Origin of the sequence: Mitsuaria sp. RG, from assembly GCF_028369275.1 — a bacterium.
GTDB classification, from domain to species: Bacteria; Pseudomonadota; Gammaproteobacteria; order Pseudomonadales; family Pseudomonadaceae; genus Aquipseudomonas; species Aquipseudomonas peradeniyensis.
In genome coordinates, this window is sequence record NZ_JAQMYQ010000075.1 from 1 (window position 1) to 16,408 (window position 16,408).

Annotated in this window: 14 protein-coding genes; 9 read left to right on the top strand and 5 right to left on the bottom strand. The window is 66.2% G+C overall.

Annotated elements, in window-relative coordinates:
• Positions 1 to 33: 33 nt before the first annotated feature.
• Together POF53_RS25050 and POF53_RS25055 are read right to left on the bottom strand one after the other, a co-directional pair.
• The gene (locus tag POF53_RS25050; protein ID WP_203647781.1) at positions 34 to 660 is read right to left on the bottom strand and encodes a Pr6Pr family membrane protein; all 627 of its coding nucleotides are present in this window, start codon (positions 658 to 660) and stop codon (positions 34 to 36) included.
• Entirely contained in the window at positions 660 to 881 is a 222-nt protein-coding gene (locus POF53_RS25055) for a VF530 family protein (protein WP_028690109.1), read from the bottom strand. The genes POF53_RS25050 and POF53_RS25055 overlap by 1 nt, the downstream gene beginning before the upstream one ends.
• 293 nt (positions 882 to 1,174) lie before the next feature.
• On the opposite strand from POF53_RS25055, the gene POF53_RS25060 reads away from it, so the two are divergent.
• The 7 genes from POF53_RS25060 to cmoB all read left to right on the top strand — a co-directional run bounded on the left by POF53_RS25060 (position 1,175) and on the right by cmoB (position 12,172).
• On the top strand, positions 1,175 to 3,220 hold the full coding sequence (locus POF53_RS25060) for a TonB-dependent receptor (RefSeq protein ID WP_232855785.1): 2,046 nt from the start codon (positions 1,175 to 1,177) through the stop codon (positions 3,218 to 3,220).
• Positions 3,221 to 3,503: 283 nt separating this feature from the next.
• Positions 3,504 to 4,850, top strand: coding sequence for a carbohydrate porin (locus tag POF53_RS25065; RefSeq protein ID WP_232855784.1), 1,347 nt, complete (start codon positions 3,504 to 3,506; stop codon positions 4,848 to 4,850).
• A gap of 31 nt (positions 4,851 to 4,881) precedes the next feature.
• Positions 4,882 to 7,293 carry a glucose/quinate/shikimate family membrane-bound PQQ-dependent dehydrogenase gene (locus tag POF53_RS25070; RefSeq protein WP_203647784.1) on the top strand — a complete coding sequence of 804 codons (2,412 nt, stop codon included), beginning with the start codon at positions 4,882 to 4,884 and terminating at the stop codon, positions 7,291 to 7,293.
• Between the two features lie 152 nt (positions 7,294 to 7,445).
• Complete coding sequence (gene lon, locus POF53_RS25075) at positions 7,446 to 9,866, top strand: endopeptidase La (protein ID WP_203647785.1); 2,421 nt, start codon at positions 7,446 to 7,448, stop codon at positions 9,864 to 9,866.
• A gap of 126 nt (positions 9,867 to 9,992) precedes the next feature.
• On the top strand, positions 9,993 to 10,385 hold the full coding sequence (locus POF53_RS25080; protein ID WP_203647786.1) for a protease inhibitor I42 family protein: 393 nt from the start codon (positions 9,993 to 9,995) through the stop codon (positions 10,383 to 10,385).
• 90 nt (positions 10,386 to 10,475) lie between these two features.
• Positions 10,476 to 11,219 carry a carboxy-S-adenosyl-L-methionine synthase CmoA gene (gene cmoA, locus POF53_RS25085; RefSeq protein ID WP_050703993.1) on the top strand — a complete coding sequence of 248 codons (744 nt, stop codon included), beginning with the start codon at positions 10,476 to 10,478 and terminating at the stop codon, positions 11,217 to 11,219.
• A complete protein-coding gene (gene cmoB, locus POF53_RS25090) occupies positions 11,216 to 12,172 on the top strand; it encodes a tRNA 5-methoxyuridine(34)/uridine 5-oxyacetic acid(34) synthase CmoB (RefSeq protein ID WP_498969936.1) in 957 nt (318 codons plus the stop codon). The genes cmoA and cmoB overlap by 4 nt, the downstream gene beginning before the upstream one ends.
• Positions 12,173 to 12,242: 70 nt before the next feature.
• Here the strand turns inward: cmoB and POF53_RS25095 are convergent, their stop codons facing one another.
• Positions 12,243 to 12,440, bottom strand: coding sequence for a hypothetical protein (locus POF53_RS25095; RefSeq protein ID WP_203647788.1), 198 nt, complete (start codon positions 12,438 to 12,440; stop codon positions 12,243 to 12,245).
• Positions 12,441 to 12,709: 269 nt separating this feature from the next.
• Between POF53_RS25095 and POF53_RS25100 the strand changes: the two genes are divergently transcribed.
• Together POF53_RS25100 and POF53_RS25105 are read left to right on the top strand one after the other, a co-directional pair.
• Entirely contained in the window at positions 12,710 to 13,384 is a 675-nt protein-coding gene (locus tag POF53_RS25100) for a heavy metal response regulator transcription factor (protein WP_050703990.1), read from the top strand.
• Complete coding sequence (locus POF53_RS25105) at positions 13,381 to 14,766, top strand: heavy metal sensor histidine kinase (protein ID WP_232855783.1); 1,386 nt, start codon at positions 13,381 to 13,383, stop codon at positions 14,764 to 14,766. The genes POF53_RS25100 and POF53_RS25105 overlap by 4 nt, the downstream gene beginning before the upstream one ends.
• Before the next feature lie 127 nt (positions 14,767 to 14,893).
• Here POF53_RS25105 and pdxJ read toward each other — a convergent pair whose 3' ends face one another.
• Positions 14,894 to 15,616: a pyridoxine 5'-phosphate synthase gene (gene pdxJ, locus POF53_RS25110; protein ID WP_269806722.1), complete on the bottom strand. Its 723-nt coding sequence runs from the start codon at positions 15,614 to 15,616 to the stop codon at positions 14,894 to 14,896.
• Positions 15,617 to 15,678: 62 nt separating this feature from the next.
• Complete coding sequence (recO, locus tag POF53_RS25115) at positions 15,679 to 16,362, bottom strand: DNA repair protein RecO (protein ID WP_203647790.1); 684 nt, start codon at positions 16,360 to 16,362, stop codon at positions 15,679 to 15,681.
• Positions 16,363 to 16,408: the final 46 nt, after the last annotated feature.

Below are 16,408 nucleotides of genomic sequence, written 5' to 3' on the forward strand. Positions count from 1 at the left end.
CTGCGCATGATCTGAATGGCGAGGTCGGCAATCTCATGAAGGCCTGCGCCAGCGATCCAACCCCAGCAGTACCAACCCGATCCCCCAGAACCCCGCCAGCACCATCAGGGCATTGCCCAGCACCTGCCCATATCCCAACCGTGCCACATCGATGAACGGATAGGGATAGACCCCGATCTCATGCCCGCGCAGCAGCACGAAGGCGAAATACAACGCCGGGTACAACGTCCAGGCCGCCAGGTGCCAGAGCCGCAATCGCCCCTTGGGCACCTCCAGCCACCAGTACAGGAGGAACACCAGCGGCATCACATCGTGCAGCAGTTCGTCCGCCAGCCACTGCCAGCCCTGGGGCTGCCACAGGTGGCGCAGCAACAAGCTGTAGGCCAGCGCCACCAGCAGGATGCTCGCGGCGATGCACGAGCTCACCGCCGGCGACAGGAACCAGCGCCTGGCCGCCGACTCGCGGCCGAACGCGGCCTGGCTGAGCACGGTGGCCACCAGCGTGTTGCTCAACACGGTGAAAAAACAGAACAGGTTGACCAGCCCGCCGATCAGGCTGGCCTGCTCCTGCCAGCGCGCCAGCAGCACCAGGTACAACTGGATCGCCAGGCCGGTCCAGCCGAGGACGGCTGCCAGGGTCAGCCAGGGGCGGCGCGGCATCAGCCTTTGCGCTGCAGCTTCACGTACAGCTGCTCGACCTTTTCCCGTGCCCACGGGGTCTTGCGCAGGAAGGTCAGGCTCGACTTGATGCTTGGATCGCTCTTGAAGCAGCGGATGTCGACGCGCTCGGCCAGGCCCTGCCATTGGTAGTGCGCCACCAGCTCGGTGAGGATCTGCTCGAGGGTCTTGCCGTGCAGCGCGTTGTGATTGGCCGTGCTCATGCCAGTGCTCCAGGTTCGGGAAGGTGCGCACCTTACACGAGTGTAGTGGCATCTACAGCCTCTACCGCTGTGCCCTGTAGGAGCGGCCTTGTGCCGCGAAGGGCTGCAAAGCAGCCCCGACGACATAGGTCATGGCCAAGATCCTGGGGCCGCTTTGCGGCCCTTTCGCGGCGCAAGGCCGCTCCTACAGGGTAAACGCGTCACCTCACAAAGTACTGGCCAGTGGCAAACAGCTTGTGATGAAATGTTATAAAGTAACTATTAACAATTCTGCCAAGGAACGCCACATCCCCATGCGTCACATGCCGCTGCACCTCTCCCCCCTTGCCGTCGCGCTCTGGCTGGCCTCCACCTCCAGCCAGGCCGTGGAGCTGCAACCCCAGGTGATCACCGCCAACCCGCTGGGCAACGCCCAACTGGCCGCGCCCAGCACCGTCCTCGAAGGCGACGACCTGCTGCAGCAGCAACACGGCAGCCTCGGGGAAACCCTCAACAAACAGCCCGGCGTCGCCTCCACCTGGTTCGGCCCCGGCGCCAGCCGCCCGGTGATCCGCGGCCTGGACGGCGACCGTATCCGCATACTGCGCAACGGTGTCGGCGCCCTGGACGCCTCGTCGCTGTCCTATGACCACGCCGTGCCACTGGACCCGGTGACCGTCGAACGGGTCGAGATCGTCCGCGGCCCGGCCGCGCTGCTGTATGGCGGCAACGCCATCGGCGGCGTGGTCAATACCTTCGACAACCGCATCCCCGACTCGCCCATCGACGGCATCCACGGCGCGGGCGAACTGCGCTACGGCGGCGCCGACACCACCCGCAGCAGTGCCGGCAAGCTTGAGGCCGGCAACGGCGCCTTCGCCCTGCACCTGGACGCCAACAGCCGCCAGTTCAACGACCTGCGCATCCCCGGCTACGCCCGCAGTTCGAAAGTCCGCGATGCCGACGAGCCCGGCAGCAAGCATCGCCTGAAAAACAGCGACGGCCGTCAGGACGGCGGTGCGATCGGCGGCTCCTACCACTGGGACCACGGCTATACCGGCCTGTCCTACAGCCGCTACGACAGCAACTACGGCTCGGTGGCCGAGCCCGGCGTGCGCCTGGACATGCAGCAGGACCACTACGGCTTCGCCTCGGAACTGCGCGACCTCGACGGGCCGTTCAGTTCGGTCAAGGTCGATGCCGGCTACACCGACTACCAGCACCGCGAAATCGAAAGCGGCGAGGTGCACACCACCTTCAAGAACAAGGGCTACGAGGCGCGCATCGAGGCCCGTCACCAGCCGCTGGGCCCGGTCGAGGGCGTGATCGGCGCCCAGGTCAGCCGCAACGAGTTCTCCGCGCTGGGCGAGGAAGCCTTTGTCCCGCACACCGACACCGACAGCCTGGCGCTGTTCCTGCTCGAACAATGGCAGGCCAGCGAACGGCTCAACCTGAGCCTGGGCGCGCGCCTGGAGCACACCCGGGTCGATCCGGACGCCAAGGGCAACGAGAACTTCGCCGGGGCCGACAGCGCCAGCAGCTTCAACGCCTTCAGCCTGTCCTCGGGCGCGGTGTACCAGCTCGACCCGATCTGGTCGCTGGCCGCCAACCTCGGCTATACCGAGCGCGCGCCGACCTTCTACGAGCTGTACGCCAACGGTGCCCACGTGGCCACCGGCGCCTACGAGATCGGCGATCCGAACCTGAACAAGGAAAAGGCCATCTCCACCGACCTGGCCCTGCGCTTTGACAACGGCACCCACAAGGGCAGCGTCGGCGTGTTCTACAGCCACTTTCGCAACTACATCGGCCTGATCGGCACCGGCAACCTGCGTGAAGGCCATGATCACGGCCACGACGATCATGACCACGATCACGACCATGATCACGGCGATATCCCCGAGTATGCCTACCAGGGCGTGCGAGCACGCTTCTACGGCATCGAGGCCCAGGATCGCTGGCAACTGCTGGAAAACCGCTACGGCAGCTTCGCCCTGGAACTGTCCGGCGACTACACCCGGGCCAAGAACCTCGACAGCGGCGAGCCGCTGCCGCGCATCGCGCCGCTGCGCCTGAACAGTGGCCTGGTCTGGGAGCTGGACCGCTGGCAGGCGCGGGTCGATGTACAGCACGCCGCGTCACAGCACCGCAAACCGGCCAACGAGACCCGCACAGACGGTTACACCACCCTCGGCGCCAGCCTGGGGTATCGCTTCGACATCGGCCAGAGTGAATGGCTGGCCTTCGTGCGCGGCGAGAACCTCACCGACCAGACCGTGCGCTATGCCAGCTCGATCCTGCGCGATATCGCGCCGGCGCCGGGGCGCAGTGTGCAGGTGGGACTGCGCACTTCCTTCTAAGGCTCCTCTGTGGGAGCGGGTTTACCCGCGAATGCGTTAGTGGATTCAACATTGCATTCGCGGGTAAACCCGCTCCCACAGAGGCCCCTGTACCTCGAACTGTTACCTAGTGAGCAACAATCCCCTGCGACATTTTGTCTTTTTTTCTTACAACTTCCCCTATATCCTCCCTGCCGCAAGCTGAATCGCTTCACTCGATCCCCAACGCAGTCATTTCCCTTCGAAGATCTCGCACTTCGTTGCGCTTGCCGTTTCCTCAACAATCAAAAGATAGCGCTATCTCATGCTCCAGCTGCCCAATACCCGCTACTCCGGCCTCGCCCTCGCCACCCTGCTCGGCGCCCTGTCCCCCACCACCAGCGCCAGCGAGATGTTCGCCAAGGACTCGCCGTGGATGCTCGGCGACTGGGGCGGGACCCGCAGCGAGCTGCTGGAAAAAGGCTATGACTTCACCCTCGGCTACACCGGCGAGATGGGCAGCAACCTGCACGGCGGCTACAGCCACGACCGCGCTGCGCGCTACAGCGACCAGTTCACCTTCGGCGTGAACATGGACCTGCAAAAGATCCTTGGCTGGCACGACACCGAGTTCCAGCTGACCGTCACCGAGCGCCATGGCGACAACATCAGCAACGATCGCATCAACGACCCGCGTGTCGGTGGCTTCACCTCGGCGCAGGAAGTCTGGGGCCGTGGCGAGACCTGGCGACTGACCCAGATGTGGATCAAGCAGAAGTACTTCGATGGCGCGCTGGACGTGAAATTCGGCCGCTTCGGCGAAGGCGAGGACTTCAACAGCTTCCCCTGCGACTTCCAGAACCTGGCGTTCTGCGGCTCGCAGGTGGGCAACTGGGTCGGTGGCATCTGGTACAACTGGCCGGTCAGCCAGTGGGCCCTGCGCGTGCGCTACAACCTGAACGACGAACTCTACGCCCAGGTCGGCGTGTTCGAGCAGAACCCCTCCAACCTCGAGAGCGGCAACGGCTTCAAGCTCAGCGGCAGCGGCACCCAAGGCGCGGTGATGCCGGTCGAACTGGTCTGGAGCCCGCGGGTCAATGGCCTGAAAGGGGAATATCGCGCCGGCTACTACTACAGTAATGCCAAGGCACAGGATGTACTCAAGGACAGCAACGGCGCGCCAGCCGCCATCAGCGGCGCCGCCTACCGCAGCAGCTCGAGCAAGCATGGCCTGTGGCTCGGCGCCCAGCAGCAGGTTACCGCGCTGGCCTCGGACCAGTCGCGTGGCCTGAGCCTGTTCGCCAATGCCACGGTGCACGACAAGAAGACCAATGCCATCGACAACTATGTGCAGGCAGGTGTGGTTTACAAGGGGCCCTTCGATGCCCGCGCCAAGGACGACATCGGATTCGCCCTGGCCCGCGTGCACGTCAATCCCGGCTACCGCAAGAACGCCCGCCTCATCAACCAGACCAACGGCCTGGACGACTACGACAACCCCGGCTTCCTGCCCGTGCAGGACACCGAGTACAGCGCCGAACTCTATTACGGCATCCACCTGGCCGACTGGCTCACCGTGCGCCCGAACCTGCAGTACATCCGCCATCCGGGCGGGGTGTCGCGGGTCGACGACGCCCTGATCGGTGGCCTGAAGATCCAGAGCAGTTTCTAACCCGACCCTTTCACACTACGGAGAACAGACGATGAGCACTGACGGTGCCAAGAATGGAACCCGCTGGCTACCGCGCCTGATGGGCGTTCTGCTGCTGCTGATGGGCCTGGCCCTGCTGGCCGGCGGCATCAAGCTGAGCCAGCTGGGTGGCTCGCTTTACTACCTGATTGCCGGTATCGGCTTCGCCCTGTCCGGCATCCTGCTGCTGGCCAAGCGCCGCATCGCCCTGGGCCTGTATGGCCTGGTGCTGCTGGGTAGCACCGCCTGGGCGCTGCTGGAAGTCGGCCTGGACTGGTGGCAACTGGTGCCGCGCCTGGCCATCTGGTTCGCCATCGGCGTGGTCCTGCTGCTGCCGTGGGCGCGCCGCCCGCTGGTCGGCCCCGCGTCGAAGGTCAACACCGCCCTGCTCAGCGTCGCCGTGGTCGCCTCCGGCGCCACCGCCGTGGCCAGTCAGTTCACCCACCCGGGCGAGATCCGTGGCGAGTTCACCCGCGACAACAGCGAGATGGGCAGCGCCGCCCCGGCCATGCCGGACGGTGAATGGCAGGCCTACGGCCGCACCGAACACGGCGACCGCTACTCGCCGCTGCGCCAGATCACCCCGCAGAACGCCTACCGCCTGGAAGAGGCCTGGCGCATCCGCACCGGTGACCTGCCGAGCGAAAACGACCCGGTGGAGCTGACCAACCAGAACACCCCGCTGAAGGTCAACGGCATGCTCTATGCGTGCACCGCCCACAGCCGCCTGCTGGCCCTGGACCCGGACACCGGCGCCGAGATCTGGCGCTACGACCCGCAGGTCAAGAGCCCCACCGGCACCTTCAAGGGCTTCGCCCACATGACCTGCCGCGGCGTCTCGTACTACGACGAGAACAGCTACGTCAGCCGTGACGGCAGCCCCGCGCCGAAGATCACCGACGCAGGCCAGGCCGTGGCCCAGGCCTGCCCGCGCCGCCTCTACCTGCCCACCGCCGACGCCCGCCTGATCGCCATCAACGCCGACACCGGCAAGGTCTGCGAAGGCTTCGCCAACCAGGGCGTGATCGACCTGACCCGCGGCATCGGCCCGTTCACCGCCGGTGGCTACTACTCCACCTCGCCGGCGGCGATCACCCGTAGCCTGGTGATCATCGGTGGCCACGTCACCGACAACGAGTCGACCAACGAGCCGTCCGGCGTGATCCGCGCCTACGACGTGCACGACGGCCACCTGGTGTGGAACTGGGACAGCAACAACCCGGACGACACCAAGCCCCTGGCCGACGGGAAAATGTACAGCCGCAACTCGGCCAACATGTGGTCGATCGCCAGCGTCGATGAAGACCTCGGCATGATCTACCTGCCGCTGGGCAACCAGACCCCCGACCAGTGGGGCGCCGACCGCACTCCCGGCGCCGAGAAATACAGCGCCGGCATCGTCGCCCTGGACCTGGCCACCGGCAAGGCGCGCTGGAACTACCAGTTCACCCACCACGACCTGTGGGACATGGACGTTGGCAGCCAGCCGACCCTGGTTCACCTGAAGACCGACGACGGCGTCAAGCCGGCGGTCATCGTGCCGACCAAGCAAGGCAGCCTGTACGTGCTCGACCGCCGCGACGGCACGCCGATCGTGCCGATCCGCGAGATCCCGGTACCGCAGGGCGCCGTGAAAGGCGACCACACCGCGCCGACCCAGGCCCGCTCCGACCTCAACCTGCTCGGCCCCGAGCTGACCGAACAGGCCATGTGGGGCGCCACGCCGTTCGACCAGATGCTCTGCCGCATCCAGTTCCGCAGCCTGCGCTACGAAGGCCAGTACACCCCGCCGTCCGAGCAGGGCAGCCTGGTCTACCCGGGCAACGTCGGCGTGTTCAACTGGGGCAGCGTGTCGGTCGACCCGGTGCGCCAGATCCTCTTCACCTCGCCGAACTACATGGCCTTCGTGTCGAAGATGATCCCGCGTGAGCAGGTAGCCGAAGGCAGCAAGCGCGAAAGCGAGACCAGCGGCGTGCAGCCGAACGCCGGCGCGCCATACGCGGTAACCATGCACCCGTTCATGTCGCCGCTGGGCATCCCGTGCCAGGCGCCAGCCTGGGGCTATGTGGCGGCCATCGACCTGTTCACCAACAAGGTGGTGTGGAAGCACAAGAACGGCACCACCCGCGACAGCACCCCGGTGCCGATCGGTATGCCGGTGGGCGTGCCGAGCATGGGTGGCTCGATCGTCACCGCCGGTGGCGTGGGCTTCCTCAGCGGCACCCTGGACCAGTACCTGCGCGCCTATGACGTGAAGAACGGCCAGGAGCTGTGGAAGGGCCGCCTGCCGGCAGGCGGCCAGGCCACGCCGATGACCTACACCGGCAAGGACGGCAAGCAGTACGTGCTGGTGACCGCCGGCGGCCATGGCTCGCTGGGCACCCGCATGGGTGATTACATCATCGCTTACAAACTAGCCGAGTAAGCCTCATCGCGGGGCAAGCCCGCTCCCACGCAGCCTGTATGGGGCTCGTGGGAGCGGGCTTGCCCCGCGATGGTTTCACCCCGTTCGTCTACCATTGAAACCCATCCTCCCCTGCCCCATCTAAGCACCATAGCCATTCACGCAGGTGCCCCATGAGCGACCAGCAGGATTTCCCGGAACATCCCGACGAACACAGCGAAGTCGAACACCTCGATACCTCGGCCACCCCCGGCCACCACCTCGCCCTGCCCGGCCAGCAGCTGCCGGACAAGGTCTACGTGATCCCGATCCACAACCGCCCGTTCTTCCCCGCGCAAGTGCTGCCGGTGATCGTCAACGAAGAACCCTGGGCCGAAACCCTCGACCTGGTCGCCAAGACCCCGCACCACTCCCTGGCGCTGTTCTTCATGGACACCCCGCCGGAAGACCACCGCCACTTCGACACCAAGGCCCTGCCCGAGTACGGCACGCTGGTGAAGGTGCACCACGCCAGCCGCGAAGGCGGCAAGCTGCAGTTCGTCGCCCAGGGCCTGACCCGGGTGCGCATCCGCACCTGGCTCAAGCACCATCGCCCGCCCTACCTGGTGGAAGTCGACTACCCACGCCAGCCGGCCGAGCCCACCGACGAGGTCAAGGCCTACGGCATGGCCCTGATCAACGCGATCAAGGAGCTGCTGCCGCTCAACCCGCTGTACAGCGAAGAGCTGAAGAACTACCTCAACCGCTTCAGCCCCAACGACCCGTCGCCACTGACCGACTTTGCCGCCGCCCTCACCTCGGCCACCGGCAACCAGCTGCAGGAAGTGCTCGACTGCGTGCCCATGCTCAAGCGCATGGAAAAGGTCCTGCCGATGCTGCGCAAGGAAGTCGAGGTGGCCCGGCTGCAGAACGAGATCTCCGCCGAGGTGAACCGGCAGATCGGCGAGCACCAGCGCGAGTTCTTCCTCAAGGAGCAGCTCAAGGTCATCCAGCAGGAGCTGGGCCTGACCAAGGACGACCGCAGCGCCGACCTGGAGCAGTTCCAGCAGCGCCTGGAGGGCAAGACCCTGCCTGACCAGGCGAAAAAACGCATCGACGAAGAGATGGGCAAGCTGGCCATCCTCGAGACCGGCTCGCCGGAGTACGCCGTTACCCGCAACTACCTGGAATGGGCCACGGCCCTGCCCTGGGGCGTGTACGGCAAGGACAAGCTCGACCTCAAGCACGCGCGCAAGGTGCTCGACCGCCACCACGCGGGCCTGGACGACATCAAGGAACGTATCCTCGAGTTCCTCGCCGTGGGCGCCTGGAAGGGTGAGATCAGCGGCTCCATCGTGCTGCTGGTGGGCCCGCCGGGCGTGGGCAAGACCAGCATCGGCAAGTCCATCGCCGAATCCCTGGGCCGGCCGTTCTACCGCTTCAGTGTCGGCGGCATGCGCGACGAGGCCGAGATCAAGGGCCACCGCCGCACCTATATCGGCGCCCAGCCGGGCAAGCTGGTGCAGGCGCTGAAGGAAGTCGAGGTGATGAACCCGGTGATCATGCTCGACGAGATCGACAAGATGGGCCAGAGCTACCAGGGCGACCCGGCCTCGGCGCTGCTGGAGACCCTCGACCCCGAGCAGAACGTCGACTTCCTCGACCATTACCTGGACCTGCGCCTGGACCTGTCCAAGGTGCTGTTCGTCTGCACCGCCAACACCCTCGACTCGATCCCCGGCCCCTTGCTCGACCGCATGGAAGTGATCCGCCTGTCCGGCTACATCACCGAAGAGAAGCTGGCCATCGCCAAGCGTCACCTGTGGCCCAAGCAACTGGAGAAGGCCGGCGTGTCCAAGGCCAGCCTGGGCATCAACGACGCCGCCCTGCGCGCAGTGATCGAAGGCTACGCCCGCGAAGCCGGGGTGCGGCAGCTGGAAAAACAGCTGGGCAAGCTGGTGCGCAAGTCGGTGGTCAAGCTGCTCGAGGACCCCGAGGCCAAGATCAGGATTGCCGCCAAGGACCTGGAGCCCGCCCTGGGCATGCCGGTGTTCCGCAGCGAACAGGTGCTGGCCGGCAAGGGCGTGATCACCGGCCTGGCCTGGACCAGCATGGGCGGTGCGACCCTGCCCATCGAAGCCACCCCCATCCATACCCTCAGTCGTGGCCTCAAGCTCACCGGACAGCTGGGCGAGGTGATGAAGGAGTCGGCGGAGATCGCCTACAGCTACGTCAGCTCGAACCTGAAGCAGTTCGGCGGTACGCCGGGTTATTTCAACGAGGCCTTCATCCACCTGCATGTCCCTGAAGGCGCCACGCCGAAGGACGGCCCCAGCGCCGGCGTGACCATGGCCAGCGCCCTGCTGTCGCTGGCCCGTGACCAGGCGCCGAAAAAGGGCGTGGCGATGACCGGCGAGCTGACCCTGACCGGCCAGGTGCTGCCGATCGGCGGGGTGCGCGAGAAGGTGATCGCGGCGCGCCGGCAGAAGATCTTCGAACTGATCCTGCCGGAGGCCAACCGCGGTGACTTCGAAGAGTTGCCCGAATACCTGAAAGACGGTTTGACCGTGCATTTCGCCAAGCGCTTTGCCGACGTGGCGAAAGTGCTGTTCTAAAAAGCCCAAGCCAGCTCCTGCAGGAACCTGTAGGAGCGGGCTTGCCCCGCGATCTGGCCCGCACAGACCACACAAACTTCCGACAGCTTCGGTTATCCTCAGGCAACTTCAGCCTCAGGAGCCAACATGATCGCCCCTCGTCTGCTCGTCCCCCTGGGCCTGGCCCTGCTCACCGCCTGCGCCCAGCACCCGCAACACACCGTCGAACTGGACGGCGACAGCGAGTGCCCCAAGCGTCTGGTCGTCGGCCAGACCATGACCCTCACGCTGCCCAGCAACCCCACCACCGGCTACCGCTGGCTGCTGCAGAACCCGGCCCCGGAGATCCTGCGCAGCCTCGGCCCCGAGGTATACAACTCACCGGAACAAGCCGGCATCGTCGGCAGCGGCGGGCTTTCCACCTGGCGTTTCCAGGCCAAGGCCGCCGGCGAGGGTCACCTGATCCTGGTCTACCAGCAGCCGTGGGCCCCGGAAGTGCGCCCGGTGCAGACCTTCGATTGCGCCATCCGGGTCAAGTAAGCGGGCGGCGCCGGTCAGCGAATCATGCAAGCTTGCCGTGGTTTGGCTAGAATGCCGCCCCTGTAGATTGCCAGCCGCCTGGACCCACCCGTGAGCAAACAACCCGACCGCCTATTCGCCCAACCCCTGGAGCAGGTGCCCGACTTCGTCTTCAACGAAGACGTGGTGCAGGTGTTCCCGGACATGATCAAGCGCTCGGTGCCCGGTTACCCGACCATCGTCGAGAACCTCGGCGTGCTGGCCGCGCGCTTCGCCCAGCCGAACTCCGCGCTGTACGACCTCGGCGCCTCGCTGGGCGCGGTGACCCAGGCGCTGCGTCGCCATGTGCGCACGGACGGCTGCCGGGTCATCGCGGTGGACAACTCCGCGGCCATGGTCGAGCGCTGCCGCCAGTACCTCACCGCCCAGGACTCGATGTTCCAGGAGCTGCTGCCGGTGCAGGTGCTGGAGGCCGACATCCTCGCCCTGCCCTTCGAGCCCGCCTCGGTGGTGGCGATGAACTTCACCCTGCAGTTCGTCGCCCCCGAGCAGCGCCTGGAGCTGCTGGGCCGCATCCGCCAGGCCCTGTTGCCGGGCGGTGCGCTGATCCTCTCGGAAAAACTGCGCTTCACCGACGCGCAGGAGCAGGACCTGCTCAACGAACTGCACCTGGACTTCAAGCGTGCCAATGGCTACAGCGAACTGGAAATCGCCCAGAAGCGCAGTGCCATCGAGAACGTGATGAAGCCCGACACCCTGGAGACCCATGAACAGCGCCTGCGCGCTGCCGGTTTCTCCAAGGTCGTGCCCTGGTTCCAATGCCTCAACTTCGCCTCGCTGATAGCCCTGCCATGATCGATCTGTCCCCCCTCGTCCGCCGCCTGGCGGGCACGCCCCTTGCCACCTGGTCCCAGGGCCTGCAGGCGCAACTCGAAGCCAAGCTGGAAAAGGGCCACGGCGACTTCGACCGCTGGCGTGGCGCCCTCGAGGCACTGCCGCAGCTGACCCCGAGCGAGATCGACCTGGTCGACGGCCTGCGCCTGGACTGCACCTGCGACGACGCCACCCGGGCGCAGATGCGCCAGGCGCTGATGGGCCTGTCGCCCTGGCGCAAGGGCCCGTTCGACCTGTTCGGCGTGCATGTCGACACCGAATGGCGCTCGGACTGGAAATGGTCGCGGGTCGGCCCGCACCTGGACCTCAAGGGCAAGCGTGTGCTCGACGTCGGCTGCGGCAACGGCTACTACCAGTGGCGTATGCTCGGCGCCGGCGCCGACATGGTCATCGGCGTGGACCCCAACTGGCTGTTCTTCTGCCAGTTCCAGGCCGTGCAGCAGTACCTGCCTGAACTGCCGGCCTGGCACCTGCCGTTCGCCCTCGAAGAGCTGCCGGCCAACCTCGAAGGCTTCGACACCGTGTTCTCCATGGGCGTGTTCTACCACCGCCGCTCGCCCATCGAGCACCTGCTGGCGCTCAAGGACTGCCTGGTCAAGGGCGGTGAACTGGTGCTGGAAACCCTGGTGATCGAGGGTGACGAAAACCAGGTGCTGGTACCCGAGGATCGCTACGCGCAGATGCGCAACGTCTGGTTCCTGCCGTCGGTGCCGGCCCTGGAGCGCTGGCTGCGCCGCGCCGGCTTCAGCGATGTGCGCTGCGTCGATGTCAGCGTCACCAGCATCGAGGAGCAGCGCAGCACCGAGTGGATGCGCTACCAGTCGCTGGGCGACTTCCTCGACCCGAACGACCACGGCAAGACCGTCGAAGGCCTGCCGGCCCCGCGTCGCGCCACATTGCTGGCACGCAAATAAAAAAAGGCGCCCGTTCGGGCGCCCAGGGTCACCTGCGCCGAGGAGCTGTCGCGGTGCAGGTGTGTGGTACTCAGTCCTTGGCCAGTTCGCGGGCCTTTTCCTCGGCCTCGCGCTCGGCCAGCGCCTGCTGCTTGTCGCCGTGCAGGCGAGCCTGGTCGTCGCGGAACGCTTGCCAGAATTGCTTCGAACGTTCCGCGCCACCCTCGGCGAAAACACTGGTGCTGCCCAAGGCGAGAATCGCCAGCAGCAGGTACTTGGTCAGGTTCATCGTGCTTGCCTCGTGTTAACCGTTTCGACAGGGCCATCATCGCAAGCGGCAGCTAACGCCAAGGTGAGGCGGACATTACAGTCCTGCAAGACAACCGCATCGCGGGGCAAGCCCGCTCGCACAGGATCGCCCTGTCAGGCACATGACCCGCGTATTACAAATCCGTTATTCCCGCCGCTTGCCCATTCGCATCCAGTAACATCCTCGCCGCTTGACCCTGATGTCACTACAGGGTCGAGAATCGCCCCCTTTCCACACAGAGCCCGACCATGCGCCTACTGATCATCGAGGACGAACCCCGCACCGCCGACTACCTGCAACAGGGCCTGCGCGAGAACGGCTACGTGGTCGATTGCGCCCACACCGGCACCGACGGCCTGCACCTGGCCCGCCAGCAGGCGTACGACCTGGTGATCCTCGATGTCAACCTGCCCGGGCTCGATGGCTGGGGCGTGCTGCAGCGCCTGCGCGCCGAATCCTCGACGCGGATCATGATGCTCACCGCCCATGGCCGCCTGGCCGACCGGGTCAAGGGGCTGGACCTGGGCGCTGACGACTATCTGCTCAAGCCCTTCGAGTTCCCCGAACTGCTGGCGCGCATCCGCAGCCTGTTGCGGCGCAACGACCAGCATCTGCAGCCAAGCACGCTGAAGGTCGCCGACCTCGAACTCGACCCCGGCCGCCACCGGGCCTGGCGCGGCGGCCAGCGCATCGACCTGACCGCCAAGGAATTCGCCCTGTTGCACCTGCTGATGCGCCAGAGCGGCGAGGTGCTGTCGCGCACGCAGATCATCTCGCTGGTGTGGGACATGAACTTCGACTGCGACACCAACGTGGTGGAGGTGTCGATCCGCCGCCTGCGGGCAAAGATCGACGACCCGTTCGAGGACAAGCTGATCCACACCCTGCGCGGCGTCGGCTACGTGCTCGAGGCACGGACGTGAAGCGCTCCAGCCTGTCGCTGCGCCTGGGCCTGACCGTCACCTTGCTGGGCGCGGCGCTGGTCTTGCTGCTGGCGTGCCTGGCGGTGTTCGCCCTCGACCACGAGCTGGACAGCCGGGCGCGTAAGGACCTGGCGCGCAAGATGCAACAGGTCGAACACAACCTGCGCGTCGATCTGCGCAGCGACGATCTGGGTGCCCGCGCCCACCCCCTGCTCGACCTGGTCATGGGGCACGACAACCTCAGCCTCAGCGTGCTGGCCGTCAACGGCCGCCACCCCGCCCTGCTCAGCCTGGGGCCGGCGCTGCAGTCGCAGCACCTGCTGAACCAGGAGGCCGACAACCAGCTGACCTTCCATACCTGGCGCGACGATGATGGTAATCAGATCCTCACTGCCAGCCGCCTGATGCGCCTGCGCGACGACACCCCGGTCAAGGTGCTGATGTCGCTCAACCGCAGCGATGACAACAGCCTGTTGCAGGCCTACCTGAACTCGACCCTGCTGGCCCTGCCGCTGCTGCTGGTGCTGATCGGCATCGCCGCGTGGAAGCTGGTGCAGCGCGGCCTGCGCCCGCTGCGGCACTTTCGCCGGATCGCCGGGCAGGTCTCGACCCAGGACCTGGCGCATCGCCTGCCGGACGAGGGCCTGCCTGCCGAGCTGGCCGACCTGGCCCGTGCCATCAACGTCATGCTCGACCGGCTCGACCAGGGCGTGCGCCAGCTGTCGCAGTTTTCCGACGACCTGGCCCACGAACTGCGCACGCCGATCGGCAACCTGATGGGCAAGGCCCAGGTGACCCTGGCCCGCGAGCGTGATGGCGACAAGTATCGCGAGGCGCTGGAGGACAGCGTCGAAGAGCTGACCCGGCTCAACCGCATCATCAACGACATGCTGTTCCTGGCCCAGGTCAGCCAGCCGCAGACCCAGGTGGCACTGACCCCTGTGGCGCTGGCAGACGAAGTGGCGCGGGTGAGTGAGCTGTTCACCTTCAGCGCCGAGCTCAAGGGCATCTCCCTGCACTTGCAAGGCTGGGGTACCGCGATGGCGGACAAGCTGATGTTCCAGCGGGCGCTGTCGAACCTGCTGAGCAATGCGATTCGCCATGGCCCTGAAGGCCAGCCGGTGGCCGTGGGGATTGAGCGAGTCGGTGACCAGGTCTGCGTGTGGGTGGAAAATCGCGGGCCGGGGATTGGCGAGGCGCATTTGCCGCACCTGTTCGAGCGGTTCTACAGGGCCGGGGCCGGGCGTTCGCGATTGGAAGGCGGGACGGGGTTGGGGCTGGCGATCGTGAAGTCGATCATGCAGTTGCATGGGGGGCGGGTGGAGGTTCAGAGCCAACCAGCGGGCCCGACTCGCTTCACCCTGGTGTTCCAGGCCGAGTGATCCACCGCCAGCGCCGGCCTCTTCGCGGGTAAACCCGCTCCCACAGGGATCTCACCAGCCCTGGGGCTTGCCCAGTACCTGTGGGAGCGGGTTTACCCGCGAAAGGGCCGGTACTGAAGAGCGCTGATCAGCGCGAAGCGGCGACGATCAGTGCCTTCATCTCTGCTACCGCCGCCTTGAAACCGACAAACAGCGCATGGGCCACCAGCGCGTGGCCGATGTTCAGTTCGTTGATGCCCTTGATCGCGGCCACGGCCTCGACGTTGTGGTAGTGCAGGCCATGGCCGGCATTGACGATCAGGCCCTGGCTAACGCCAAATGCCACGCCATCGACAATACGCTTGAGCTCCTCTGCCACCTCGGTCGGTGTCTCGGCGTCCGCATAGCGGCCGGTGTGCAGCTCGATGGCCGGCGCGCCGACACGGCGCGAAGCCTCGATCTGCCGCTCGTCGGCATCGATGAACAGCGACACCTCGGCGCCAGTGCGCGACAGGCGCTCGACCGCCGCCTTGATCCGCGCTTCCTGGCCGGCCACATCGAGGCCGCCTTCGGTAGTCAGTTCCTGGCGGGTTTCCGGCACCAGACAGATATGCGCCGGGCGGATCTTCTCGGCGAAGGCCATCATCTCTTCGGTGACGCCCATCTCGAAGTTCATGCGGGTCTGCAGCACGTCCTTGAGCAGCAGCACGTCGCGCTCCTGGATATGCCGGCGGTCTTCGCGCAGGTGCACGGTGATGCCGTCGGCACCCGCTTCCTCGGCGTCCAGGGCGGCCTTGACCGGGTCCGGATAGCGGGTGCCCCGGGCCTGGCGCAAGGTCGCCACGTGGTCGATGTTGACGCCGAGAAGCATGCGGTTGCTGTGAGTCACGAAGGGGCACTCCTGAAGGTTGAGGGCCACAGCATACGTGCTGATCAGCGCTTGCGAAACAGTTCCCGGCTGACCAGCGGCTTGGGCCCCAGGTGCACCGCCAGGGCCTGGCGCATCAGGCGCTTGGCGGCGAGCAAGGCGCCGGGCGCCTCCCAATCGGCCTGGGCCAGGGCCAGCAGCTCGCTGCCCTTGAACAGCCCGGGCTGGAACAGCTCGACCCGCTCAAGGCCAGCGTCCACCTGCAGGCGATAGAGCCCCTCGGCGACGACGGCGCTGTCGTTGACGTCATGATCCAAAGCGAAGGCATAACCCAGCTCGTCCAGCAGGCGCCATTCGAAGGAGCGCAGCAACGGCTCCAGCGGCCGCCCGGCGGCCAGGGCCTGCAAGGTCAGGGTGTAGTGTTCGAACAACGCCGGGTGCGGCGCCTCGGCGGGCAACAGGCGCATCAGCAGCTCATTGAGGTAGAGTCCGCTGAACAGCGCGTCGCCATGCAGCCAGGCGGCAATGCCGGAGCTGTCCAGGCGGCCGACGTTCTTCAGTTCGCCGCGCCCGCGCAGTTCGACTTCCAGCGGCACGAACGGCCGCACCAGGCTGCCACCCTTGCCCCGCGCCCGGCGCAGCACCGCCCGCACCCGCCCCTGGGGGGTGAGGAAGTCCACCAGCGCGCTGGTTTCCTTGTAGGGGCGGCTGTGCAGCACGTAGGCGGGTTGGGGGGCTGGTTGTTCCATGACGATCTCTGAACCCAGGTTTGACGCAACCCATGTAGGAGCGGCC